Source organism: Colwellia sp. BRX10-9 (assembly GCF_014077405.1).
GTDB lineage: Bacteria > Pseudomonadota > Gammaproteobacteria > Enterobacterales > Alteromonadaceae > Colwellia_A.
The window spans coordinates 223498-244239 of sequence record NZ_JACGVV010000001.1; the positions used below are offsets into that span (position 1 = coordinate 223498).

Below are 20742 nucleotides of genomic sequence, written 5' to 3' on the forward strand. Positions count from 1 at the left end.
GAGTAACGTTAACAGAGAATAAAAAAACCAGCAAAATGCTGGTTTCAGTTTACTAATAATAGTTGATTACCATTTTTTCTTCGGTTGAAATAATAAGTCTAAATCATCTTCTTGATCTTTGGCTTTTTTCGCTGCATCTTTAGCATTAGTGCTTTTAAGTGCATCGGTTATTTCTTCAAGTTGGATCTCAACCTCAGCTTTTTTACTGACGGTATATTCTGTTTGCGAAGGATGAGCGGACAATGTTTGCAAAGCTTTCTCAAAATATTGGCGCGCTGAACCTAACATTTCTTTTTGGTAAGCCATATTGCCACGTTTTAGCAGGCTTTCAACACCAATCTGTAGTTGCATAGCATCAAGCTTTTTATCTTCATGGGTAAATGTTTGTGCGTCTAAAGCTCCTTTTACTTGCTCTGACTTAAGTGTAGCTCGTAATTTTTTAATACATTGCAAAATACTGACGAGTTGTTGTTCATTATCAGGGAGAAGGAATGGTTCCTCTTGTCCTGAAGTTGAAGCCGCAAGTTCTTGTGACGCCTTCAACCTTGCCTCAATTTCATTCACTTTACCTTTAATTTGTTTTGAATCAGGTAAAATTGATCTCATCGCTTTTGCTGCGGTTAAACTGCGTCGATTAAGAATGTTGACGATGCCAGGATTACTGGGCAGGTTAGCAAGATGAAGAATAAGGTCTTCACTTTCATCTATAATTGCTTTTTGCTTAGCCGCTTTTGTGCGTTTGTCTTTTTCTTGTTTTTCTTTGTGCTGTTGAATTGCGCCAACACTCACAACTATAATGATTAATGCGATAATTAAAGCAATGATAATGCCCATAATGTTAACTACTCGTCTGTTAAAATAGAAATATCTTTTATGCAGTCTACAAAAAATGGACACATTAGCATAGCCTTATATCAACCTTTTATCTCTGATACTAATGAAGGCTATTTATATAACTTTTTATTTTGAATAAAAAACTTCATTTTATCCTATAAAAGTCATTTTTAACTTAGTTACGTGGTTTTTGTTGTAATAATCCTACATTTTTAAATTAAATCTCGCATATAAGCAGAATAATGAAAATTAATATGGAATAAGTCTTCATTTAAGTATATATTTTTTGCATAAGCAATCAGCATCAAAAATTTTGAAGTATAATTATGAAACTGCAACAACTGCGCTATATTGTTGAAGTACTCAACAATAATTTAAATGTCTCTGCAACAGCAGAAAGTTTATTCACCTCTCAACCGGGCATAAGCAAGCAAGTTCGCATGCTAGAAGATGAACTCGGTATTCAAATATTCGGCCGCAGTGGCAAACATTTAACCCATGTTACTGCCCCAGGCAATGAAGTTATTAATATTGCCACAGAAATTCTCTCTAAAGTTGAAGCGATTAAAGCGGTTGCGCGTGAGCATACTCAACCCGATGAAGGTAAATTACGTATATCAACCACGCATACCCAAGCGCGATATGCATTGCCTGAAGTGATCAAAGGCTTTATGAAAAAGTATTCAAAAGTTTCTTTGCAAATGTCTCAGGGAACGCCAGCGCAAATTAGTGATGCCGCAGGCAAAGGTGACGCAGATTTTGCCATTGCGACGGAATCATTACACTTGTATAACGATTTAGTGATGTTACCTTGTTATCACTGGAATCGCAGTATAATAGTGCGACCCGATCATCCCTTAGCTAAAAAACAAGGCATTACTATTGAAGACTTAGCCAAGTATTCATTAGTGACTTATGTGTTCGGTTTTACTGGACGTTCAGAGCTTGATATTGCTTTTAATAGTCTTGGAGTAGAGCCTAAAATTGCTTTTACTGCCACCGATGCTGATGTAATTAAAACATATGTGCGTTTAGGTGTTGGCGTTGGTGTGATTGCTACTATGGCTATCGACCCTAGAATTGATAGTGATTTAGTGGCTATTGATGCCAGTCATTTATTTAATTCAAGTACCACTAAAATAGGCTTTAGACGCGGTACTTTCTTACGTGGTTACATGTTTGATTTTATTGAGCGTTTTGCTCCTCATTTAAATCGTGATTTAGTCACTAAAGCTGTTTTATTGAAAAATAATGCTGAAATAGATGAGATGTTTGCAAATATTAAGTTGCCTGTTCGTTAAAGCAGCTGCGATATAAATCAATAAACACATAAAAGCGACTGATATCAGTCGCTTTTTTATGTTCAGGATGAACGGTATGTCGTGATGCCAATTATGTAAAGTATGGCAAGGAACGACGAATGTTCAGGATGAAGGGTATGTCGTGGTGGCAATTATGTAAAGTATGGCAAGGAACGACGAATGTTCAGGATGAAGGGTATGTCGTGGTGGCAATTATGTAAAGTATGGCAAGGAACGACGAATGTTCAGGATGGCCTTTCTCAGACATCCTGTATTTCAAAGCATAAGTGTTTCGCTGCACGGCGATAGCAAGGAACGACAAATGTTCAGCCATTAACCCTTTGTCCGTTGCAGCTTTGGGATTAAAAACGTCTTAACATTCAGTAATGTTGACCGCTAAGCCGCCACGAGAAGTTTCTTTATATTTGGTTTTCATATCGTTGCCGGTTTCCCACATGGTTTTAATCACTTTATCCAGCGGGACTTTTTGATTACCGGTGCCGCGTAAAGCTAAACGCGATGCGTTGATCGCTTTTACCGAGCCCATAGCGTTACGTTCGATACAAGGAACTTGAACTAAGCCACCAACAGGGTCACAGGTTAATCCTAAATTGTGCTCCATACCGATTTCTGCCGCGTTTTCTACTTTACTTGGCGAACCACCCATAATTTCAGTTAATGCGCCAGCTGCCATAGAACAAGCTACGCCAACCTCACCTTGACAGCCCACTTCAGCACCAGAAATTGACGCGTTAGTTTTATATAAAATACCAATGGCTGCGGCAGTTAATAAATAGCGTACACAGGTATCTTCATCAACAGGTCTAACAAACTTATCGTAGTAGCATAATACGGCAGGTATAATACCGGCTGCACCATTGGTTGGCGCCGTTACAACACGACTACCTGCGGCATTTTCTTCATTAACTGCAAGAGCAAATAAGTTAACCCAGTCCATCGCTATAAGCGGATCGTTGTTATTTTCAACTGATAATGCTTTATAAAGGGCAGGGGCTCTGCGCGCAACTTTTAAGCCACCGGGTAAAATACCTTCTGTTTTAATACCACGGTCAACACAATCTTTCATTGCTTGCCAGATATTAACTAGTTTAGCCCTAACCGTGGCTTCATCGGCTAAGCACTTCTCATTATTCATCATGATGGTACTGATCCTGAGATTTTTCTCATTAGCTTCGTTGATAAGCTCAGTCGCTGATGAGAAATAATGAGGACGTTTGATATTGTTGTGCAGAGATAATGCTTTATCTTTTTCTTTTTCAAAGTCGCGGGCGTTAACAATAAAGCCGCCACCGATTGAATAATATGTTTGCTCTAGTAATAACGTACTTTCTTTTCCTGGGATATCTTCAAAGGCAAAAATAGTCATGGCATTTGAATGAGCAGGTAACGTTTTACGGCGATGATAAATAATTGCATCATTTTTAGGGAATGATACTAAGTGCTCGCCATTAAGCGAAATTTTTTGGCTAGCCACTACGGCTTCTAGAATTGAATCAATAGCGTCGACGGCAATCGTATCTGGATTTTCGCCAGACAGACCTAAAATTACCGCTTTGCCGGTACCATGGCCAATACCTGTTTGCCCTAACGAACCAAAAAGTTCACATTTCACCCGTGTTGTTTGGGTTAATTTATGCTCATCTTTAAGTTGTTCAACAAACAATTTCGCTGCTTTCATTGGACCTACAGTGTGAGAACTTGACGGGCCAATGCCAATAGAAAACATATCAAATACACTAATCATACTAAAACCTGAATTTATTTTGATAAAATTATCAAAAGATGGAATTATCTTCGGTAATTGTAACTGAAAGCTACCATCATGAAAAACAATAATAGTTTAATTATAGTTGATATTAACTAAAAACTTAAAGGTTCAAGATAATTGAATTGCCAAATCTTTCAGCATTACCGCGGTTGCGCCCCATATATTATGGTGCTCGAAAGGCATAAAGTGAATTGAAAAGGGTTTGCGATGACGCTCAATGGTCACCATGTAGTGATTATTAAAATCTAGAAAATGTTGTAATGGCACCTGAAATATTTCAGCAACTTCATTTTTATCGATCACATAATTTTGTTTTTTATCAATAAAAGCAATGATGGGCGTAACCACATAACCACTGATTGTTTCATAAGGAAGTAATTGGCCAACAATATTAATGTTGTTACTATTTAAACCAATCTCTTCTTCAGCTTCTCTTATGGCGGTGCTAATAAAGCTTGTATCAAAGTCTTCCATTTTTCCACCGGGAAAACTGATTTGCCCAGGATGATGTTTTAAATGACTAGCACGTTTTGTTAACACAACAGAGAGTTGTTTATTCTCTTCTATTAGCGCGATTAACACGGCTGCAGGTTTTAGTGCGCCAAGGTGCTGGTATTGATGGAGGGAAACATCAAGTGTTGAAAATTGAAAGTTTTGTAAAAAATCATGCTTGTTCATTATAAATCCATCAATGGCGAAAGCCAAAACTACAATAAGTTAAAGCGCTGATAACACAGGTAATATTTTGTTTACTTTATCAAAGGTTTCTTGATATTCAGCGTCAACTTTTGAATCAGCTACTACGCCACCACCGGCCCAGCAATAAATGATACTCGCTTTGGTCGCGTTATTTTTTTCGCACAGTAGGGTACGTATAGTAATGCTAGTGTCCATATTGCCACAAGCAGAAATATAACCAATAGAACCACAATAAATACTTCGCTGATGAGGCTCTAATTCATCAATTATTTCCATGGCTCTTATTTTTGGAGCGCCAGTAATTGAACCGCCAGGAAATGAAGCCGCTAATAAATCAGTCGCTTGATAAGGTTGTGCTAACTCACCTTCAACGGTGCTGACTAAGTGATGAACGGCAGGAAAACTTTCAATATTAAACAACTTAGGAACTTTTACCGAGCCAGCAATACAGACTTTACTGATATCATTTCTCAGTAAATCAACAATCATTAAGTTTTCGGCACGGTCTTTTTCTGAGTGCTGTAAATCAACTGAGTTTTGTTGGTCTATGACGGCATCATCACTTCGTGGTTTAGTGCCTTTTATCGGCTTACTTTGTACTTTACGGCCTGATTTTTGTAAAAATCGTTCAGGAGAAATACTGAGAATACTGGCTTTTTCAAAACGTAAAAAAGCAGAAAACGGTGCTTTATTTTTATCACGTAACGCGCAATAAGCTTCGAATTCATCACCTTGATACTGAGCACTAAAGCGTTGTGCTAAATTAATTTGGTAGCAATCTCCAGACAATAAGTAGTCTTGTATGCGCTTAAATTTTTCATCATAACGCGCTTTACTCATATTCGACTGCCAGTCGGTCATTAATGAAAACTTTTCTTTTACTTGTGTGGCTTTCTTTATCAAAGCTAACTGCTGATTTATTGCTTTTGTTAGGCTTTCTCGTTGTGGTTGTGGGCAAACCAACCAAAACTGTTGAGCTTGGTGATCAAATATTAATGCCTGAAAATAAAGCCCTATCGACATGTCGGCTAAATCTATATCTTGCGTTGTTTGATGAGGCAAGTTCTCAAAACGTCTGCCTAAATCGTAAGAAAAGTAACCGACACTGCCGCCATTAAAAGGTAAGTGGCTGGTGGCAACGGTTATGTTGTTGAAGCATTGTTGTTGAATTTCTTTTAACAGCGTTAATGGATTTTGATGACTGATTTGCTTTTTGTCTTCTTTTAACCAGCGTACTTCAGTTTGATCGCCGCGAGTAGTTAGCGTAATTTCGGGTTGCCAAACCAGAATATCAAAGTTGCTATCAACGTGGGCAGGTGACTGTTGTTCACCACAAGAGTCAAGCCACATCGCCCAAGGTTGATGACTAAAAGCTGAAAATAAAGCTTTTACATCGATAGATTTTTCTACAGTAAAATGCTGGGCAGAAATAGTGAACATGACAGGTTTTACTCGATAATATTGTGGAAGCTCGTTAACAAGAAGGGTATGATATCTGCAAATTTATAACTTTCAACCATTTTCAGCTTCCCTAGTTTATCTATAATTTCAGGTAAGTAAGTAAATGCCGTTGAACTACATCTGTCGATCTGCATAAAAAGAGACCCTCATGACTATCATTAAACAACAAGATTTAATTGAAAGTATTGCCGATGCATTACAGTACATTTCTTATTATCACCCTTTAGACTTTATTCAAGCGCTTGAAAAAGCCTATCATAAAGAAGAAAGTAGCGCAGCTAAAGACGCTATTGCTCAGATCTTAATTAATTCTAGAATGTCAGCCCATGGCCAGCGTCCTATTTGTCAAGATACCGGCATAGTGACTTGCTTTGTTAAAGTGGGTATGGATGTTCAGTGGGACAAAACTGACTTAACAGTTCAGCAAATGGTTGATGAAGGTACTCGCAGAGCTTACTTAAATCCAGACAACCCATTGCGCGCTTCTATTGTAAAAGACCCCGCTGGCGCGCGTATTAATACTAAAGATAATACACCATCTGTTGTTCATATCGATATGGTTGCCGGTGGTGGCGTCGATATCATGATCGCAGCGAAAGGCGGTGGTAGTGAAAACAAATCTAAAATGGTGATGTTAAATCCTAGTGATTCAATCGCTGACTGGGTAGTTAAAACACTACCATCAATGGGCGCAGGTTGGTGTCCACCGGGAATGTTAGGCATAGGTATCGGCGGAACAGCAGAAAAAGCAGGGGTACTTGCCAAAGAAAGTTTAATGGAACCGGTAGATATTCAAGACCTTATTGACCGTGGTGCTGAAACAGCCGAAGAAAAGCTGCGTCTAGAAATTTTCGAGCGTGTTAATAAATTAGGTATTGGCGCACAAGGTCTTGGCGGTTTAACGACGGTTGTAGACATTAAAATTATGTCAGCACCAACCCACGCTGCATCAAAACCTGTGGTGATGATACCCAATTGTGCGGCAACGCGTCATGTTCATTTTCACTTAGATGGTTCTGGTCCGGCTAACTTAACACCACCAAAATTAGAAGATTGGCCAGAAATAACTTGGGAAGTCGGTGAAAACGTACGTCGTGTTAATGTTGATACCTTGAAAAAATCTGATATCAGTAGCTGGAAAACCGGTGAAACTGTATTATTGAGCGGGACTATCTTAACCGGACGTGATGCTGCTCATAAACGTATTCAAGATATGCTAGCCAAGGGCGAAAAGTTACCAGTAGACTTTACTGACAAGTTTATTTACTACGTAGGTCCTGTCGATGCTATTGGCGATGAAGCAGTTGGCCCAGCTGGCCCAACGACAGCAACACGCATGGATAAATTTACAGAAATGATGCTCTCTGAAACAGGGTTACTTGGCACTATCGGCAAGGCTGAACGTGGTGCCGAGACCGTTGAAACCATCAAAAACCATAAGTCAGTTTATCTAATGGCCGTCGGTGGTGCTGCATACTTAGTATCAAAAGCTATTAAAAAAGCAAGAGTTGTTGCTTTTGAAGATATGGGGATGGAAGCTATTTACGAATTCGAAGTTGAAGATATGCCAGTCACTGTAGCTGTTGATAGCCAAGGAGAGTCGGCTCATGTCACGGGTCCTGCTATTTGGAAAGCTAAGATTGAAGTGCAAGATGCCAAATCAAAAAATTAATTGATGCTTGTGTAAGCAAATAATTTTAAAACAAGCGCCTTAGGGCGCTTTTTTATTGACGATAATAAGTTGAAAATTTTGTCTATACTAAAAGAACATTAATAAAATTAAGTTTTGAAAACATTAACTATGACTAACACTAACCTGCGCACTGTTACTATTATTTATTATATTGAAGATTCACTTGAGTTAATGCACTTTGTTGGACAATTTGCAGAAAATGCCAGTGGGCGGGTCATTATTCCGGAAAAATTTAAAGAAGATAAATCGATTGTTGCTGTGTGTGATGGAGAAATAACCATTCTTAATAAAGTTGGCGATCGCATTCATCTTATCAATGATTATTAAATATGGACTTGTTAATGAACAAGCTTAGAATAAACTTAACCTGAGTATATTTCTATGGTTTAATACTGATAATATTTACAGTGTTACTGATGTGACTTTATGCCTATCGATGAACTCCTTGTTTTTTTAGAGAAAATCCCTACCGAAATTTTTATGCTGTTTAGCGTTATTCTATTGGTATTGTGTTTTTTAATCAGTTTTATAGTATTTTTTAAAATAAAAAAAATGTCACTACAGTTGTCTTTGCAACATGAAAAGTTACAGCTATTGTTTGAAAAATTAACCGTTGATAGTGAAGTCTCAAATAAATATCAACAGCAACAACAGCAGCAAACTAGCTTTAATCATCAACAATTGGCAAACCAACAAGTTGAGTTAAAGACTTATTTTGAACAACAAATCTCTGACTTTAAAATTAAGCTGTTGTATCAACATGCTGAGCAAGGTGAGAAGCAGTCATCGAGTTTACATGCAAGTAGTGAAAAGTTACACCGCGCATTACACGAGCACCAAGTCGTTTTTAATCAGAATCAGCTAAAATCGGTTGATCAACTTGTTGAACACCTAAATCGAGTGACGCACATTAGCCGCGAAGAGTTAACGAAGTCATTGCAAGCATCGAGTGAGCAAATGGCTAAACGTATTGATGGATTAACCGTCTCTACCGATAACCGCTTGAAAGAAATTAGCGGGCAAGTAGAGAAACGTTTAGCGGAAGGGTTTGAGAAAACAACAAAAACCTTTAATGATATTTTGCAACGCCTTGCCTTGATTGATGACGCGCAAAAGAAGATAACGGAACTTTCCTCAAACGTCGTCAGCTTACAAGAAGTATTAAGTGATAAGCGTTCGCGGGGGGCTTTTGGCGAAGTTCAGCTTAACAGTTTAATTCGCAACGTGATCCCCGAGCAAAATTTTTCTTTACAGCACACTTTATCAAATGGAAAAATTGCTGATTGTATTTTATTTTTACCTGAGCCAACCGGTAATGTCGTTATTGACTCCAAGTTCCCTTTAGAAAACTATAAGAAAATGCTGGATAACCAATTAGGGGAACATGACCGAAAATCGGCAGAGCGTCAGTTTAAACTCGACATAAAAAAACATATTAACGATATTAGTTCTAAATACTTAATTGAAAAAGAAACCGCCGACGGCGCTATAATGTTTATTCCTGCAGAAGCTATCTTTGCTGAAATTCATGCACATCAAGGTGACTTAGTTGATTACGCCAATAAAAAACGAGTATGGCTGGCATCGCCAACCACGTTAATGGCTATATTAACAACGTCACGCTCGGTACTAAAAGATGAAGCAACCCGTAAGCAAATACATGTTATTCAAGCGCATCTCTCACACTTATCTCAGGACTTTAGTCGTTTTAAATCTCGTTTTGCCAATTTAGCAAAGCACATAGATCAAGCGGCGAGTGACGTAAAACAAATACATACCTCTGCAGATAAAATATCGTCACGCTTTGATAAAATTGAACAGGTTGAGTTGAAAAATGAAAGTGATGAAAAGCCCACTGGTACAGACAGTAAAATAGATAATGAGCAAGCTCTACCTGTTGTTTAACCTGATTGCTTCTCTACCCTTTAGCGATAACTTAATCTAAGGAGTTAATCTTGTTGCAAAGAATTAAAGGACTAAAAACTCTGTTTATTAGTTTAGGCACAGTTGCCTTAGTTTATTTTTTGATGATGAAAAGCCAAGCTTTTTGGCTAAAGCAAGTAGTGATTGTCGAACAATTATTAGTGGTGTTCTTGGCTGTTGTGATCGTCTTTGCCAGTTATTTTAATCGTAGCAGGTTAGCCTACTTATCATTATTGTGGCTTTTATATTACGCCAGTATTACTTTTTCACCGCCTTGGTCAACTTGGTTACTGCAGCAGGGTGATTGGTTAACGTTATTTGGCTGTAGTGTTTTACTTTTATTGTCTTTGATAAAAGACCGTGGCGTCATCTCAATTCATGGTCTTTATCGATTAGTCGCTATCGCCTTAGTGGCTATCATTAGTTATGCTTGGTTAACGATGAGTGAGCCAATTATCATTTTTGTACAAACCTTTCCCCATATTGCAGGCTTTAGTAAGGTTATTCGTTTAGAGTTACCACTAGCTTTATGCACTATGGTTATTGTTTGGCGAGCAGTGATTAAAGCGGATTTAGTGACTTCAGCGGTTGCGCTTTCTTTACTGTTTTGGCTATGTTATCAATATCAATTAATTGAGCTACCGCTAAGTTTAACGCTGGCATTACTCAGTTTGTATTTCGTGTTAGTCATTGTTGTCGACGCTTATTTTCTTGCCTATCGAGATGACTTAACGGGCTTACCATCGCGTCGGGCGCTCAATCAGTTAGCCTTATCACTTGGACGAAACTACACCCTTGCTATGCTAGACATTGATCATTTTAAAAAGTTTAATGATACCTATGGCCATGATATTGGCGACCAAGTATTAAAACTAGTGGCAAAAAAAATTGGCAACGTTAAAGGGGGAGGGAAAGCATTTCGCTATGGCGGAGAAGAGTTTACCATCGTATTTACTGGTAAAACTATTGAGCAAGCCTTAACTGAGTTAGAAGCGGTACGTCAAGCTATTGAAACCTATAAAATTGTCATTCGTCAACCACAAAGAAAAACAAAACAACAACGAAACGCTAAAAAAGTAAGCAAAAATAGTGAGTTTAAAACGGTCAATGTCACTATTTCAATTGGCGTTGCAGTACGGGAAAGTAAACAAAGCTTTGAACAAGCGTTAAAGTGCTCGGATCAAGCGTTATACAAAGCTAAGAGTAAAGGGCGAAACAACGTTAGTGTTTAAAGCGGGCTAAATATGATGATTGTTTGCAAGTATAAGACTGGACCAGTAAAAATCATCGTTCACAAGCAAGGTGAACCACGCTCATGCAAAGCATCATTATTGAGCAAACCTTGCATTGTTTATTGACGTTAACGTGACCAGTGATATTATTAATCGCCACCGAGCACAAAGTACCGGCTCCCCTGAACTTGCTTCAGGGGCTGATGTTAAAAGGCTGTAATAATGCTGGGTAAGCCAGTTATTAACGCTTAATTTAATATCGCAACGTTAACAAAAACCACACTTAACAATAGTGGGCAGACAAAACGAAGGTAATTTCCCCAAATGGGTAGCCACTTCCTGCCTTCTTGTAGCGCTTTATCACGTAATTTATTACCTCTATTCCATAACCAACCGACCACAATAAAGTAGAATAAACAACTTAATGGCTGCAATATGGTTGTTAATGCTCGAATCACTAAACCAAATAATTCGTCAAAAAAAGCAATTAACAACATGCTGGCACAAAGCACCACGAAGGAGACTAGCCATGTCGCTTTTGAACGAGTAAAGCTTTTGTCTTCCATTAAATAAGAGACAGGTACTTCAGTTGAAGAAATAGTTGAAGTTAATGCCGCAATGGATAACAACAAGAAGAAACAGCTTGAGACAATCAAGCCGACATTACCCATTGAATTGAACAGCTCAGGTAATATCTTAAAGATTAACTGTCCTTCACCAATCAACTCGTTATTACTGAAAACTTCAACTCCGGCTTCTTGAGCAACAAAAAGTGCCGGTATGATTAACAGACCGGCCATAAAAGCGATAAAAGTATCAAGTGCGGTGATAGAGATGGCTAATTTACCGATATCTTTACCTTTTTGCATGTACGAGCCGTACACCATCATACCGCCTACGCCAATAGACAATGAAAAGAAGGCTTGTCCCATTGCTGATATGATGAGTTTAGGGTTAGTCACCTGTGAAAAGTCAGGAATTAAATATAACGCTAAGCCTTTTTCTGCACCGGGTTGGCGTAAAATATAAATGATTAAACCAATTAGCATCACTAACAATAACGGCATTAAACGCCCTGACCATTTTTCAATACCGGCATTAACGCCCTGATGTATAATGGCGGCGCCGAGTAAGATAAAAAGTGGCGTAAATAATAAATTACGTTCGGTGCTTGATGTGGCTAACCACTGTGAAATATTAGTTAGGCCTAACAGCTCAGTAAATGCTGATAGAGCATGCGCTAACATCCAACCAGCGACGATAGTGTAAAAGCTTAACATCATTATAGCGCCACATAGGCCTATTATGCCGGCATACTTACCTACATTGGGCCAAGTGTCTTTACAGGCCTCTTTTAATGCGGCTACCGGATTTTTTTGCGCCTGGTTACCAATATATATTTCTGCATACAAAGCGGGGAGGGCGAGTAAAAGTGTCACGAGTAAATAGACGAATAAAAAAGCACCACCGCCATTATTAGCGGCTTGGGTTGGAAATCCCCAAATATTGCCTAAACCAATGGCTGATCCTGCAGCGGCCAAGACAAACCCGATACGGGAATGAAAAGAATCTCTAGTGTGTGTCATATAGTATTGAATGCAAATTATTTTTATTTGGTGATGAGCTTACCGAGTTCAGATCATATAGCAACGGTTTTTTAAAAATTTGTTTCTGATAAAATATAAACACTGTAAACCTAGCAACTAATGGCTGATAAACTTGCTTTCAAAAATATTACCCCTATATAGGTTGAAGTTAAATTAATGTCATTATAAATACGTATGAAAAGTGTGGGTGTTGTTAAAGTTATCAAGATAAGCTTGGACATTATCCCCCGAAGCTACGTTTATTTTAATAAGAACGTTGTAATAACCCGTTTGTCGGCGTTAACACGGTTGAATGTTATTTTGAGAGAACTTTATTTATGAATTCCTATGTGGTGCGTGTCCAAGAACGGCTAAAAAAAATTGACGCTAGCCCGTTTTTTCAATGGTCAATTATTGCCGTTATTATTATGTCAGCATTACTTATTGGCGCAAAAACCCATAACTTGCCCCCGCAAGCATTAAGAATATTGGTTTTTTTAGACAGTGTTATCACGGTATTTTTTGTCATCGAATTATCAATACGTTTTATGGCTTTTCAAGATAAAAAGAATTTCTTCAAAAGTGGTTGGAATATTTTTGATACCTTAATTGTTATTGGTAGTTTAATACCAACAGGTGGCTCAGGTGTCTTATTAGCACGGCTGTTGAGAGTGTTTCGGGTGTTACGTCTAGTTTCTATGGTACCTGAATTACGCCTGCTGATTAATTCGCTGCTCAAAGCTATTCCTCGTATGGGCTATATCGCCTTACTCATGTTTGTTATTTTTTATATTTATGCTGCAGTTGGCAGTATGGTTTTTAATAATATTAATAAAGAGCTTTGGGGCGATGTTTCAATATCGATGTTGACCCTTTTTCGTATAGCCACTTTTGAAGATTGGACGGATGTGATGTATGAAACGATGGCGATTTATCCGCTTAGCTGGATTTTTTACCTGACCTTTATTTTCTTAACGGCTTTTATCTTTTTAAACATGATGGTCGGTACTATTCTAGAAGTTATGGGCAAAGAAAATGAAATTTATCGCGCCGAACAACATGGCGAATCAGGTGAAGGTGGAGAGCCGGCTAGCCGAGCACAAATTGAAAACCTTGAGCGTGAGCTTGCCGAAATTAAGACTTTACTCAAAGAAAAACTCAACCATCGCTGAGATTAATTTTTATAGATAACCGAACACTTGTGGGATTTAATTAAATAAGATGGTATAAAATAAAAATCATATTTAATTCAAGTGTTTTGGTTGTTCTTAATGATTGCTTTCAAGCGAATTTTCTACTTTTTTATCGTTATTATTGTTCAAGCTTCATTTTTTTCGTCTGCGGCGCTTGCCGCTGATCAAAATACCCTGCTCAGTGATGAGCAAAAGATATCACAAGAAATTGAAATTCTTAAAAAAATTGAAGATGATCAGCAAGCGGTTGATTACTCAATTTTATTATTAACGCGCTCAGCTTTAATTCCCAAGCAAATTATTGACATCTTAGATATTCAACAAAAACGTTACTATCAGTTAACCGAGCTTCGATTAGGATTAGCTAGCGCTCAACGAATACAATTAATTGCCACTGAAAATAACTTAAAAAAAATAGCCGCTAATGCTAATAAAATGATCGGTATATATCACTATTTAATTGGTGATTATCCAGAGTCTGTAGCCGCTTCTCAAGCCGCATTAAGTTATTATATAAACTCACTTGAGCCGCTTACATTGGCTGGGATATATAATAATATTGCCTTGGCTTATATTAATCTGGGTAATTCCAGTAAAACCTTAGTCAATTTTCAACTAGCCGAAAGCATCTACAATAAATTGGGTACTAAGCAAGATAAAATAGATGTGCGTTATAACATTGCCGGTTTATATTTAACTTTAAAAAGATACGATATCGCGATTGAACTCTATCTCGATGTTATTGCACAGCTTGCTTTTGTCGATGACAAGCTCACCTTAGCTAAAGCCAAGGGAGAATTGGGCACTGTTTATAAATATTCAGGAGAGTATCAGCAATCTCTTAAATTTCTGTCACAGGCAATAGCGTATTTTGAACAATCTAAGAACGACTATTATTTAGCGGCTTTTAGTCATAATATTGCCGGTCTTTATAATATGATGAACCAGCCAATAAATGCCATTAAGTATGCAACACAAGCGATAAACTTGGCTAAAGCTTCAAATCATAACACCGCTTATGCGGGTGGCTTGTATAGTCTAGCGCAAGCAGATTTTTCGTTGGGCTATGTTGAAAAAGCCTATGAAAGCTTACAGCTCTCTGATGAAATAGCTAAAAAATCTGGTCATGAAGAACAAATGACGAATAATATGGCGCTGCTGGCGTTGATTTATTCGGCACAAAACAAGCAAAGTGCGGCCTTTGAAACACATCAAAAATATATTAAAAGAACAAGAAAAATAGCGAACAATCAGCTCAATAGTCAATTGTCAGACTTTGAATCTAACAAATTAAGACAAGAAGTTAGCCAGCTCAAGCAAAATGAGCAACTTCAGGCATTAGAGACAGAGCAAGCCGATCAACAACGTAATTTTAGCTTAGTAGCCGCTTGTTTTATCATTGTTTTGGCCTTATTTATTTTCAACCGAAATGTTGAAAGACGCGCCAAATTAAAGTTATCTGAGCGAGTTAAAAACCGTACTCAAGAGCTAGAGCTTCTAACCAGTGAGTTGGTCAAAGCTAATGCCATTAAAAGTCAATTTCTTGCCAATATGAGCCATGAAATAAGGACCCCTTTAACGTCAATTATTGGCCAAGCAGAGGCAATAATAAATGGTGATGTTGATGAAAGTTACCTGCAAAAAGAAGTTAAAATAATTCACGGTAATAGTTTACATTTATTAGAGCTTATTAATAATATTTTAGATTTAAGTCGCGTTGAGGCCAATAAGTTAGAGTTAGAACTTGTCGAGCAAGACTTACACGTTATTTTGCATGACATTGCTAATATTTTTATTAAATCAGCGACAGTCAAAGGATTACAATTTCAGATAGTACACACCTTGCCAAACAAGTTTATGCTCACCATTGATGGCTTTCGCTTAAAACAAATCTTAATTAACTTATGCTCCAATGCCATTAAATTTACCAGTAAGGGCTCAGTTACTCTTGATATATCGGTCAAAAACGCCGCGTTAACTATTGCGGTTAGCGATACCGGTATTGGTATGAGTGAAACACAATTGCAGGAAGTCTTTAGCAGCTTTACTCAAGGCGACAGCAGCATTAGCCGACGATTTGGTGGATCAGGTTTAGGTCTATGTCTATCAGAGCAATTGGCCAAATTAATGTCAGGAAAAATCACCGTTATCAGTACGCTAAATAAGGGCAGTACTTTTACTTTAGTCTTACCTTGCAAGCAACTCGAATCGATTCAATTAGCCGAGTTTCCTCCCACTAAAATTATCGCCTCTGCATTCACTGCAGATGCTAGTGATATTAAGTTTGAAGGGCAAGTATTACTGGCCGATGACCATGATGATAATCGCCGATTAATCGCTCGTTTATTAACATCGCTAGGCTTAGAGGTATTGTCAGCTAAAAATGGTCGAGAAGCAGTTGAGCTTTGTTTAAAAAACAAACCTAAACTCATTCTTATGGATATACAAATGCCAGAAATGGATGGTATTGAGGCTTTTAAAGTATTGCGACAAAAAGGATGCGCTAGCCCCATAGTCGCATTAACTGCCAATGCCATGTCTCATGAAGTCGACAAATATTTAGCGCTTGGTTTCGATGGACATTTAAAAAAGCCTATTGAGCGAAAATTATTTATTGCGACCATAGCTAAATATTTTGGTGAACAAATGGATGAAAGCGCAGCTGAACAAGCCATTTCAAGCGTAGATATGTCCGATTTAGTGACAGAATTTAAATCGAATTTAGTGTTAGAGCAGCAAGATATCATTCTTCATATTAAAAATAATGAATTAGAGAAGCTTGCTGAATTGGCTCATCGTATTGCTGGCGCCGCACAAATGTTTGGTTTTTCACTGGTTTCAATGAGTGCGATAAAATTAGAAAAACATATTAAAACTGGCTCTTCTCAGCTGATCAGTGAAGCGGCGCAAAACCTACTTAATGAAATAGACCAAGTGCTTTGGTAGGATTATTCCACTTAGTCTTCATCCGCTAACGCTGCTCTTGATATATAAACACTTGGTTTATCGGTTGTTCAAATATATCTGCAATTTTAAAAGCAACTTCTAAAGAGGGAGAGTATTTTCCTTTTTCAATGGCTACTATGGTTTGCCTAGAGACTGAAACGCTATCAGCAAGTTTTTGCTGAGTCATTTCTTGATGTTCAAAGCGCAATTTTCTAATGTTATTGGTAATAACTTTAGCCATATTAATAGCCTCGACGATAAGAAACTAATTTAACTGACGAACAAACAATTTCGGCAAGCAAAGAAAAGGCAATAATTAAATGCATAATTTCATACTCTTTAGCTAAACCAGGCATTGAAAAAGTAAATTTGGATAGTGCGGGAAATAGAATATAGAAGGTCACACAGAAAACACCCAAGGACAATATCTTATAAGCATATGAGTTTGCCCGCCTTGAAATTATTTTATCACGCTCATCACTTTTATCATTTGCTTCTCTATACTTAAAAATAGCGAGAATAGTTTGTAAAACAACTTCTAAAAAAATCGTATAAATTACTGCAGTAAACAATAAGCCATACATAGCCTCTACCGAGAATAATTGCCGCTGATATAAATTGACGACACCCAATGCATAATTGCTCCAAATACCGAGGGTAATTAAAAGTGATACTAAAATACTGGTTTCTCTGTAAGACATAAGCTTTCCTAGGTTGATAATTTTGACACTGTGTCTACTATATTTGACATGAGTTAGCATAAGATTTAATACACCCAGTGTCAAATATCTTTTACATCATGATTGGTTTATTTTACATTTTGTTATATACAGAGAAGGGCAGCAGTGATCTTAGCGGATCTTAATTTAATTTTTTGATAATTATAATAGGGTAGTTAGCGATATAATAAAGTGCATTCAAAAAACTTTCTGCCTTCTCGTTCAATATCGATAAAAGGCAGGTTATTAGTGTTATTGGCTATTTCACTCTTGGTTAATATGGAGTAGACATTAAAGTTAAAATAGCTAAGTCGCTGTTTTAACTGATTGTTAAGGTTTTGTTATCGCATTTTTTGAATGCAAGTGTTTATCGTTATGCCTTAATTCAGTTAAAATTTAATTTTTCTTGTCAACATATCCTTAAACATCACCCAGTCGCCGAGTAAACTATAGAAAGGATAGGTAAATGTGGCAGGTTTGTTTTTTTCAAAGAAAACATGTCCCAGCCAAGCAAATCCATAACCTATCACGGGAATAAACCATAAGCCTTGCCATAGCGCATAGCTAATACAATAAATAATCAGTAATATTATTAACGACGAACCGATAAAATGTAAGCGTCGACAGATAATATTTTGGTGTTGGCTTAAATAAAATGGATAAAACTCGCTAAAGGACTGGTATTTTTTTACCGCCATCAGTTATTCCTCTCGTCAGTGATGTTAATTAATTTTACTGGTCAATATTTTTAAGCCAATAAGTATCATTGCTCCGCCTAAAATTCGGTCTATCCAATGACCCAAGCGTTGAAATTTTTCGTTTATTATTGGCTGAGATAGCAAAACGACCACAGACGAAAACCAAGCGAGTTGAATAGCCATCATCCAAAGTCCATAAATAACTAAGTGTAATAACGGTAAATCAGGAGAAAGTACCACGGTAAAAAGCGCGACAAAATAAATCGGTGCTTTTGGGTTTAAAGCATTACATAGAAAACCAACACCGATATTTTTGAGAGATGAACGTTTCACCGAGGGTTTTGAATCCGCTTTGTTACTGATTTGTGTCGAGGCTTTTGCACGGAGTCCCTGAATACCTAAATATAATAAGTAACAGCCCCCCAAGATCTTAATTACCCATAGCGTTGTTGCTGAGTTAGCGATAACAGCAGCTAATCCTAAAGCAGAATAAATTATGTGTATCGATAAACCGAGTGCAATGCCAATACTGCACATAAAACCGGCTTTTTTGCCATGGCTTAGTGTTTGTTGAGACACCAAAACAAAATCAGGCCCAGGTGAAGCGGCAGCTAATAAATGAATTGAACTAATTAACAGTAAACCTTGTAAAAGTTCCATAGTGTTTCTCATTGATATGATTAGTGAAACTTTAATGTTCTTTGACGTGTTCAGCAAGTAATGAATTGCCGTGTAACTAAGGTTTATTTAGTTTCTGAAAAAACTTACCCGTATCTTTAAAGTTAATCTTGGATCAGTATTTGAGTATTCGGCATTGACGTGAGGTTTTTGTCTTTATATTAAATCACTTTCTTGCTTTGTCTGTTGGACAATAATAGCAAGGCAGTTAACCACGTTATGAACGATACTGGGCAAATGTTCAAGATCAAGCGCATCAATCAAATTTTTTATTTCAAGCCCTAGCTCAGTGTCACCGACAATTTTTAATCGTCGTTGAAAGAATAAGGTATCGGGATCTTCTTTACGCCCAGCAATTAATAGTAAGTCATCACTACTGGCTGAAAAGCTTACGTCAGCTGTTTGTCTTTGGTTATCTTCGGTCATAATTAATTGACCGTTGTTACAGCTGAGTAACCAATTTAATGCCAAGTCGGTTACTGAAATATGTAGCCATTTATCTTCTAAAAACGCGAAGTCATTGTCGGCTAAGGCTTCTTTAAATACCGATTGTAGTGCGGTCAACAATAACTTTTTTTGAAGGCTGTAAGGTACGACACCTAACGTTGGTTTTAATATTTTAGGCACTAAAGTAACTACAGTAGCCCTAAAGGCTAGCGGGATTCTTTTAATATTTACAGCGCTAAGTAAGTTTGAACATTCAGTAATATTAAGCAAAATTGAGGCAACATTTAAAAGGAGTCATAAGAGAAGTTTACCTAATTGTTTATTTATTATTTGGGGGTAGATCAAGTTTAGGGACAAATATTATCAAACAGCATTAAAAACAAAGAAGTTATTTCAGGTCAAAAAAGTACAAATTTTTTAGCGCTACACTTCGCGTACATTTATTCTTATTAATTATATTGTCTACCTTATGGAACTCTTATGCCCAGCAGGTAACCTGCCTGCACTTAAAACTGCCATAGATAATGGCGCTGATGCCGTTTATATTGGGATGAAAGATGATACCAATGCCCGTCATTTTGCTGGATTAAACTTTAATGATGGCAAGCTTGAAAAAGCTGCTGATTATGTACATCGTCATGGTAAAAAATTACACGTTGCCATTAATACTTTTGCTCATGCTGGCGGTGAACATCGATGGCGAAAAGCTGTTGATAACGCCGTGGCTATTGGAACGGATGCTTTGATTATCGCCGATTTGGGCGTGCTTGATTATGCTGCGAATAAGTACCCTGATGTTGAACGTCATGTTTCTGTGCAAGCCTCAACCACTAACATTGAAGCAATAAACTTTTTTGCCAATAACTTCGCCGTTGAACGCGTGGTCTTGCCACGCGTACTCTCGATTGGGCAAGTTAGACAATTAGCAAAAATAAGCCCGGTAAAGCTTGAAGTCTTTGCTTTTGGTAGCTTATGTATTATGTCGGAAGGGCGCTGCTATTTGTCTTCTTATATGACGGGTGAGTCACCAAATACTGCGGGCGCTTGCTCACCAGCAAAATATGTTCGCTGGCAAGAAACAACAAAAGGTTTAGATAGTCGTTTAAATGGTGTGCTAATAGACCGTTATCAACCCAATGAAAAAGCAGGATATCCAACATTGTGTAAAGGACGTTTTGAGGTTGATAATAATATTTATCATGCGCTTGAAGAGCCAACCAGTTTGAACACTTTAGCGCTTATTCCTGATCTCAGTAAAATGGGGATCGCTTCAGTTAAAATTGAAGGACGACAGCGAAGCCCTGCATATGTTGAACAGGTTACTAAAACATGGCGTAGTGCCATTGACCGATTTAAACAAAACCCAGACAATTTTGCCGTCGAAGGTGCGTGGATGAACACTTTAGCGAACCTTTCAGAAGGCACGCAGACGACACTTGGCGCTTACCATCGTAAATGGCAATAAGGTAAGCGCTAAATATTTGTTTATCCATGCTCGTAGCTTGCCATTATTTGCATAGGCATTAATGACGGCAGTTAAACG

The 20742-nt window shown here is 37.7% G+C and carries 18 protein-coding genes; 8 read left to right on the forward strand and 10 right to left on the reverse strand.

Annotated elements, in window-relative coordinates:
• Nucleotides 1-66 precede the first annotated feature (66 nt).
• A complete protein-coding gene (locus tag H4J69_RS00960; protein WP_220465241.1) occupies nucleotides 67-834 on the reverse strand; it encodes a hypothetical protein in 768 nt (255 codons plus the stop codon).
• Nucleotides 835-1160: 326 nt separating this feature from the next.
• On the opposite strand from H4J69_RS00960, the gene cysB reads away from it, so the two are divergent.
• A complete protein-coding gene (gene cysB / locus H4J69_RS00965) occupies nucleotides 1161-2135 on the forward strand; it encodes an HTH-type transcriptional regulator CysB (RefSeq protein ID WP_182215670.1) in 975 nt (324 codons plus the stop codon).
• Between the two features lie 373 nt (nucleotides 2136-2508).
• Here the strand turns inward: cysB and H4J69_RS00970 are convergent, their stop codons facing one another.
• The 3 genes from H4J69_RS00970 to pabB form a co-directional block, all read right to left on the reverse strand.
• Complete coding sequence (locus tag H4J69_RS00970; protein ID WP_182215672.1) at nucleotides 2509-3900, reverse strand: L-serine ammonia-lyase; 1392 nt, start codon at nucleotides 3898-3900, stop codon at nucleotides 2509-2511.
• Between the two features lie 132 nt (nucleotides 3901-4032).
• Nucleotides 4033-4602 carry a CoA pyrophosphatase gene (locus H4J69_RS00975; RefSeq protein WP_182215674.1) on the reverse strand — a complete coding sequence of 190 codons (570 nt, stop codon included), beginning with the start codon at nucleotides 4600-4602 and terminating at the stop codon, nucleotides 4033-4035.
• Nucleotides 4603-4641: 39 nt separating this feature from the next.
• Complete coding sequence (gene pabB, locus H4J69_RS00980) at nucleotides 4642-6063, reverse strand: aminodeoxychorismate synthase component I (RefSeq protein WP_182221565.1); 1422 nt, start codon at nucleotides 6061-6063, stop codon at nucleotides 4642-4644.
• Between the two features lie 169 nt (nucleotides 6064-6232).
• Here pabB and H4J69_RS00985 point away from each other — a divergent pair, with 169 nt between their 5' ends.
• The 4 genes from H4J69_RS00985 to H4J69_RS01000 all read left to right on the forward strand — a co-directional run bounded on the left by H4J69_RS00985 (nucleotide 6233) and on the right by H4J69_RS01000 (nucleotide 10932).
• Nucleotides 6233-7756 carry a fumarate hydratase gene (locus H4J69_RS00985; RefSeq protein WP_182215677.1) on the forward strand — a complete coding sequence of 508 codons (1524 nt, stop codon included), beginning with the start codon at nucleotides 6233-6235 and terminating at the stop codon, nucleotides 7754-7756.
• A 129-nt stretch (nucleotides 7757-7885) separates the two neighbouring features.
• Complete coding sequence (locus H4J69_RS00990) at nucleotides 7886-8104, forward strand: TIGR02922 family protein (protein ID WP_070374026.1); 219 nt, start codon at nucleotides 7886-7888, stop codon at nucleotides 8102-8104.
• A 225-nt stretch (nucleotides 8105-8329) separates the two neighbouring features.
• Nucleotides 8330-9682 (forward strand): DNA recombination protein RmuC, encoded by a 1353-nt coding sequence (locus H4J69_RS00995; RefSeq protein WP_259366327.1) that lies wholly within the window; start codon nucleotides 8330-8332, stop codon nucleotides 9680-9682.
• A gap of 50 nt (nucleotides 9683-9732) precedes the next feature.
• The gene (locus tag H4J69_RS01000; RefSeq protein ID WP_182215679.1) at nucleotides 9733-10932 is read left to right on the forward strand and encodes a diguanylate cyclase; all 1200 of its coding nucleotides are present in this window, start codon (nucleotides 9733-9735) and stop codon (nucleotides 10930-10932) included.
• A 248-nt stretch (nucleotides 10933-11180) separates the two neighbouring features.
• Here H4J69_RS01000 and H4J69_RS01005 read toward each other — a convergent pair whose 3' ends face one another.
• Nucleotides 11181-12518, reverse strand: a complete 1338-nt coding sequence (locus H4J69_RS01005; RefSeq protein WP_182215680.1) for a sodium-dependent transporter — start codon at nucleotides 12516-12518, stop codon at nucleotides 11181-11183.
• A gap of 338 nt (nucleotides 12519-12856) precedes the next feature.
• Here H4J69_RS01005 and H4J69_RS01010 point away from each other — a divergent pair, with 338 nt between their 5' ends.
• Together H4J69_RS01010 and H4J69_RS01015 are read left to right on the forward strand one after the other, a co-directional pair.
• Nucleotides 12857-13690: an ion transporter gene (locus H4J69_RS01010; RefSeq protein WP_182215682.1), complete on the forward strand. Its 834-nt coding sequence runs from the start codon at nucleotides 12857-12859 to the stop codon at nucleotides 13688-13690.
• Between the two features lie 99 nt (nucleotides 13691-13789).
• Nucleotides 13790-16657: a response regulator gene (locus H4J69_RS01015; RefSeq protein WP_182244398.1), complete on the forward strand. Its 2868-nt coding sequence runs from the start codon at nucleotides 13790-13792 to the stop codon at nucleotides 16655-16657.
• Between the two features lie 25 nt (nucleotides 16658-16682).
• On the opposite strand, the gene H4J69_RS01020 is transcribed toward H4J69_RS01015, so the two are convergent.
• From H4J69_RS01020 to H4J69_RS01040, 5 genes are all read right to left on the reverse strand, one after another.
• A complete protein-coding gene (locus H4J69_RS01020; protein ID WP_182221563.1) occupies nucleotides 16683-16898 on the reverse strand; it encodes a helix-turn-helix transcriptional regulator in 216 nt (71 codons plus the stop codon).
• A 1-nt stretch (nucleotide 16899) separates the two neighbouring features.
• Complete coding sequence (locus H4J69_RS01025) at nucleotides 16900-17358, reverse strand: hypothetical protein (RefSeq protein WP_182221562.1); 459 nt, start codon at nucleotides 17356-17358, stop codon at nucleotides 16900-16902.
• A gap of 407 nt (nucleotides 17359-17765) precedes the next feature.
• Nucleotides 17766-18074 carry a DUF962 domain-containing protein gene (locus H4J69_RS01030; protein WP_182244399.1) on the reverse strand — a complete coding sequence of 103 codons (309 nt, stop codon included), beginning with the start codon at nucleotides 18072-18074 and terminating at the stop codon, nucleotides 17766-17768.
• Nucleotides 18075-18098: 24 nt separating this feature from the next.
• Nucleotides 18099-18734, reverse strand: a complete 636-nt coding sequence (locus H4J69_RS01035) for a LysE family translocator (RefSeq protein ID WP_182244400.1) — start codon at nucleotides 18732-18734, stop codon at nucleotides 18099-18101.
• Nucleotides 18735-18908: 174 nt separating this feature from the next.
• Nucleotides 18909-19379, reverse strand: a complete 471-nt coding sequence (locus H4J69_RS01040; protein WP_182221559.1) for an SCP2 domain-containing protein — start codon at nucleotides 19377-19379, stop codon at nucleotides 18909-18911.
• 289 nt (nucleotides 19380-19668) lie between these two features.
• On the opposite strand from H4J69_RS01040, the gene H4J69_RS01045 reads away from it, so the two are divergent.
• Nucleotides 19669-20664, forward strand: coding sequence for a peptidase U32 family protein (locus H4J69_RS01045; RefSeq protein WP_182244401.1), 996 nt, complete (start codon nucleotides 19669-19671; stop codon nucleotides 20662-20664).
• The last annotated feature ends 78 nt before the right edge of the window (nucleotides 20665-20742 follow it).

Excerpts from the sequence above, each read along its gene's own strand:
- H4J69_RS00960 (WP_220465241.1), bottom strand. The coding sequence starts at position 834 with ATGGGCATTATCATTGCTTTAATTATCGCATTAATCATTATAGTTGTG.
- cysB (WP_182215670.1), top strand. The coding sequence starts at position 1,161 with ATGAAACTGCAACAACTGCGCTATATTGTTGAAGTACTCAACAATAAT.
- H4J69_RS00970 (WP_182215672.1), bottom strand. The coding sequence starts at position 3,900 with ATGATTAGTGTATTTGATATGTTTTCTATTGGCATTGGCCCGTCAAGT.
- H4J69_RS00975 (WP_182215674.1), bottom strand. The coding sequence starts at position 4,602 with ATGAACAAGCATGATTTTTTACAAAACTTTCAATTTTCAACACTTGAT.
- pabB (WP_182221565.1), bottom strand. The coding sequence starts at position 6,063 with ATGTTCACTATTTCTGCCCAGCATTTTACTGTAGAAAAATCTATCGAT.
- H4J69_RS00985 (WP_182215677.1), top strand. The coding sequence starts at position 6,233 with ATGACTATCATTAAACAACAAGATTTAATTGAAAGTATTGCCGATGCA.
- H4J69_RS00990 (WP_070374026.1), top strand. The coding sequence starts at position 7,886 with ATGACTAACACTAACCTGCGCACTGTTACTATTATTTATTATATTGAA.
- H4J69_RS00995 (WP_259366327.1), top strand. The coding sequence starts at position 8,330 with ATGTCACTACAGTTGTCTTTGCAACATGAAAAGTTACAGCTATTGTTT.
- H4J69_RS01005 (WP_182215680.1), bottom strand. The coding sequence starts at position 12,518 with ATGACACACACTAGAGATTCTTTTCATTCCCGTATCGGGTTTGTCTTG.
- H4J69_RS01010 (WP_182215682.1), top strand. The coding sequence starts at position 12,857 with ATGAATTCCTATGTGGTGCGTGTCCAAGAACGGCTAAAAAAAATTGAC.
- H4J69_RS01015 (WP_182244398.1), top strand. The coding sequence starts at position 13,790 with ATGATTGCTTTCAAGCGAATTTTCTACTTTTTTATCGTTATTATTGTT.
- H4J69_RS01020 (WP_182221563.1), bottom strand. The coding sequence starts at position 16,898 with ATGGCTAAAGTTATTACCAATAACATTAGAAAATTGCGCTTTGAACAT.
- H4J69_RS01025 (WP_182221562.1), bottom strand. The coding sequence starts at position 17,358 with ATGTCTTACAGAGAAACCAGTATTTTAGTATCACTTTTAATTACCCTC.
- H4J69_RS01030 (WP_182244399.1), bottom strand. The coding sequence starts at position 18,074 with ATGGCGGTAAAAAAATACCAGTCCTTTAGCGAGTTTTATCCATTTTAT.
- H4J69_RS01035 (WP_182244400.1), bottom strand. The coding sequence starts at position 18,734 with ATGGAACTTTTACAAGGTTTACTGTTAATTAGTTCAATTCATTTATTA.
- H4J69_RS01045 (WP_182244401.1), top strand. The coding sequence starts at position 19,669 with ATGGAACTCTTATGCCCAGCAGGTAACCTGCCTGCACTTAAAACTGCC.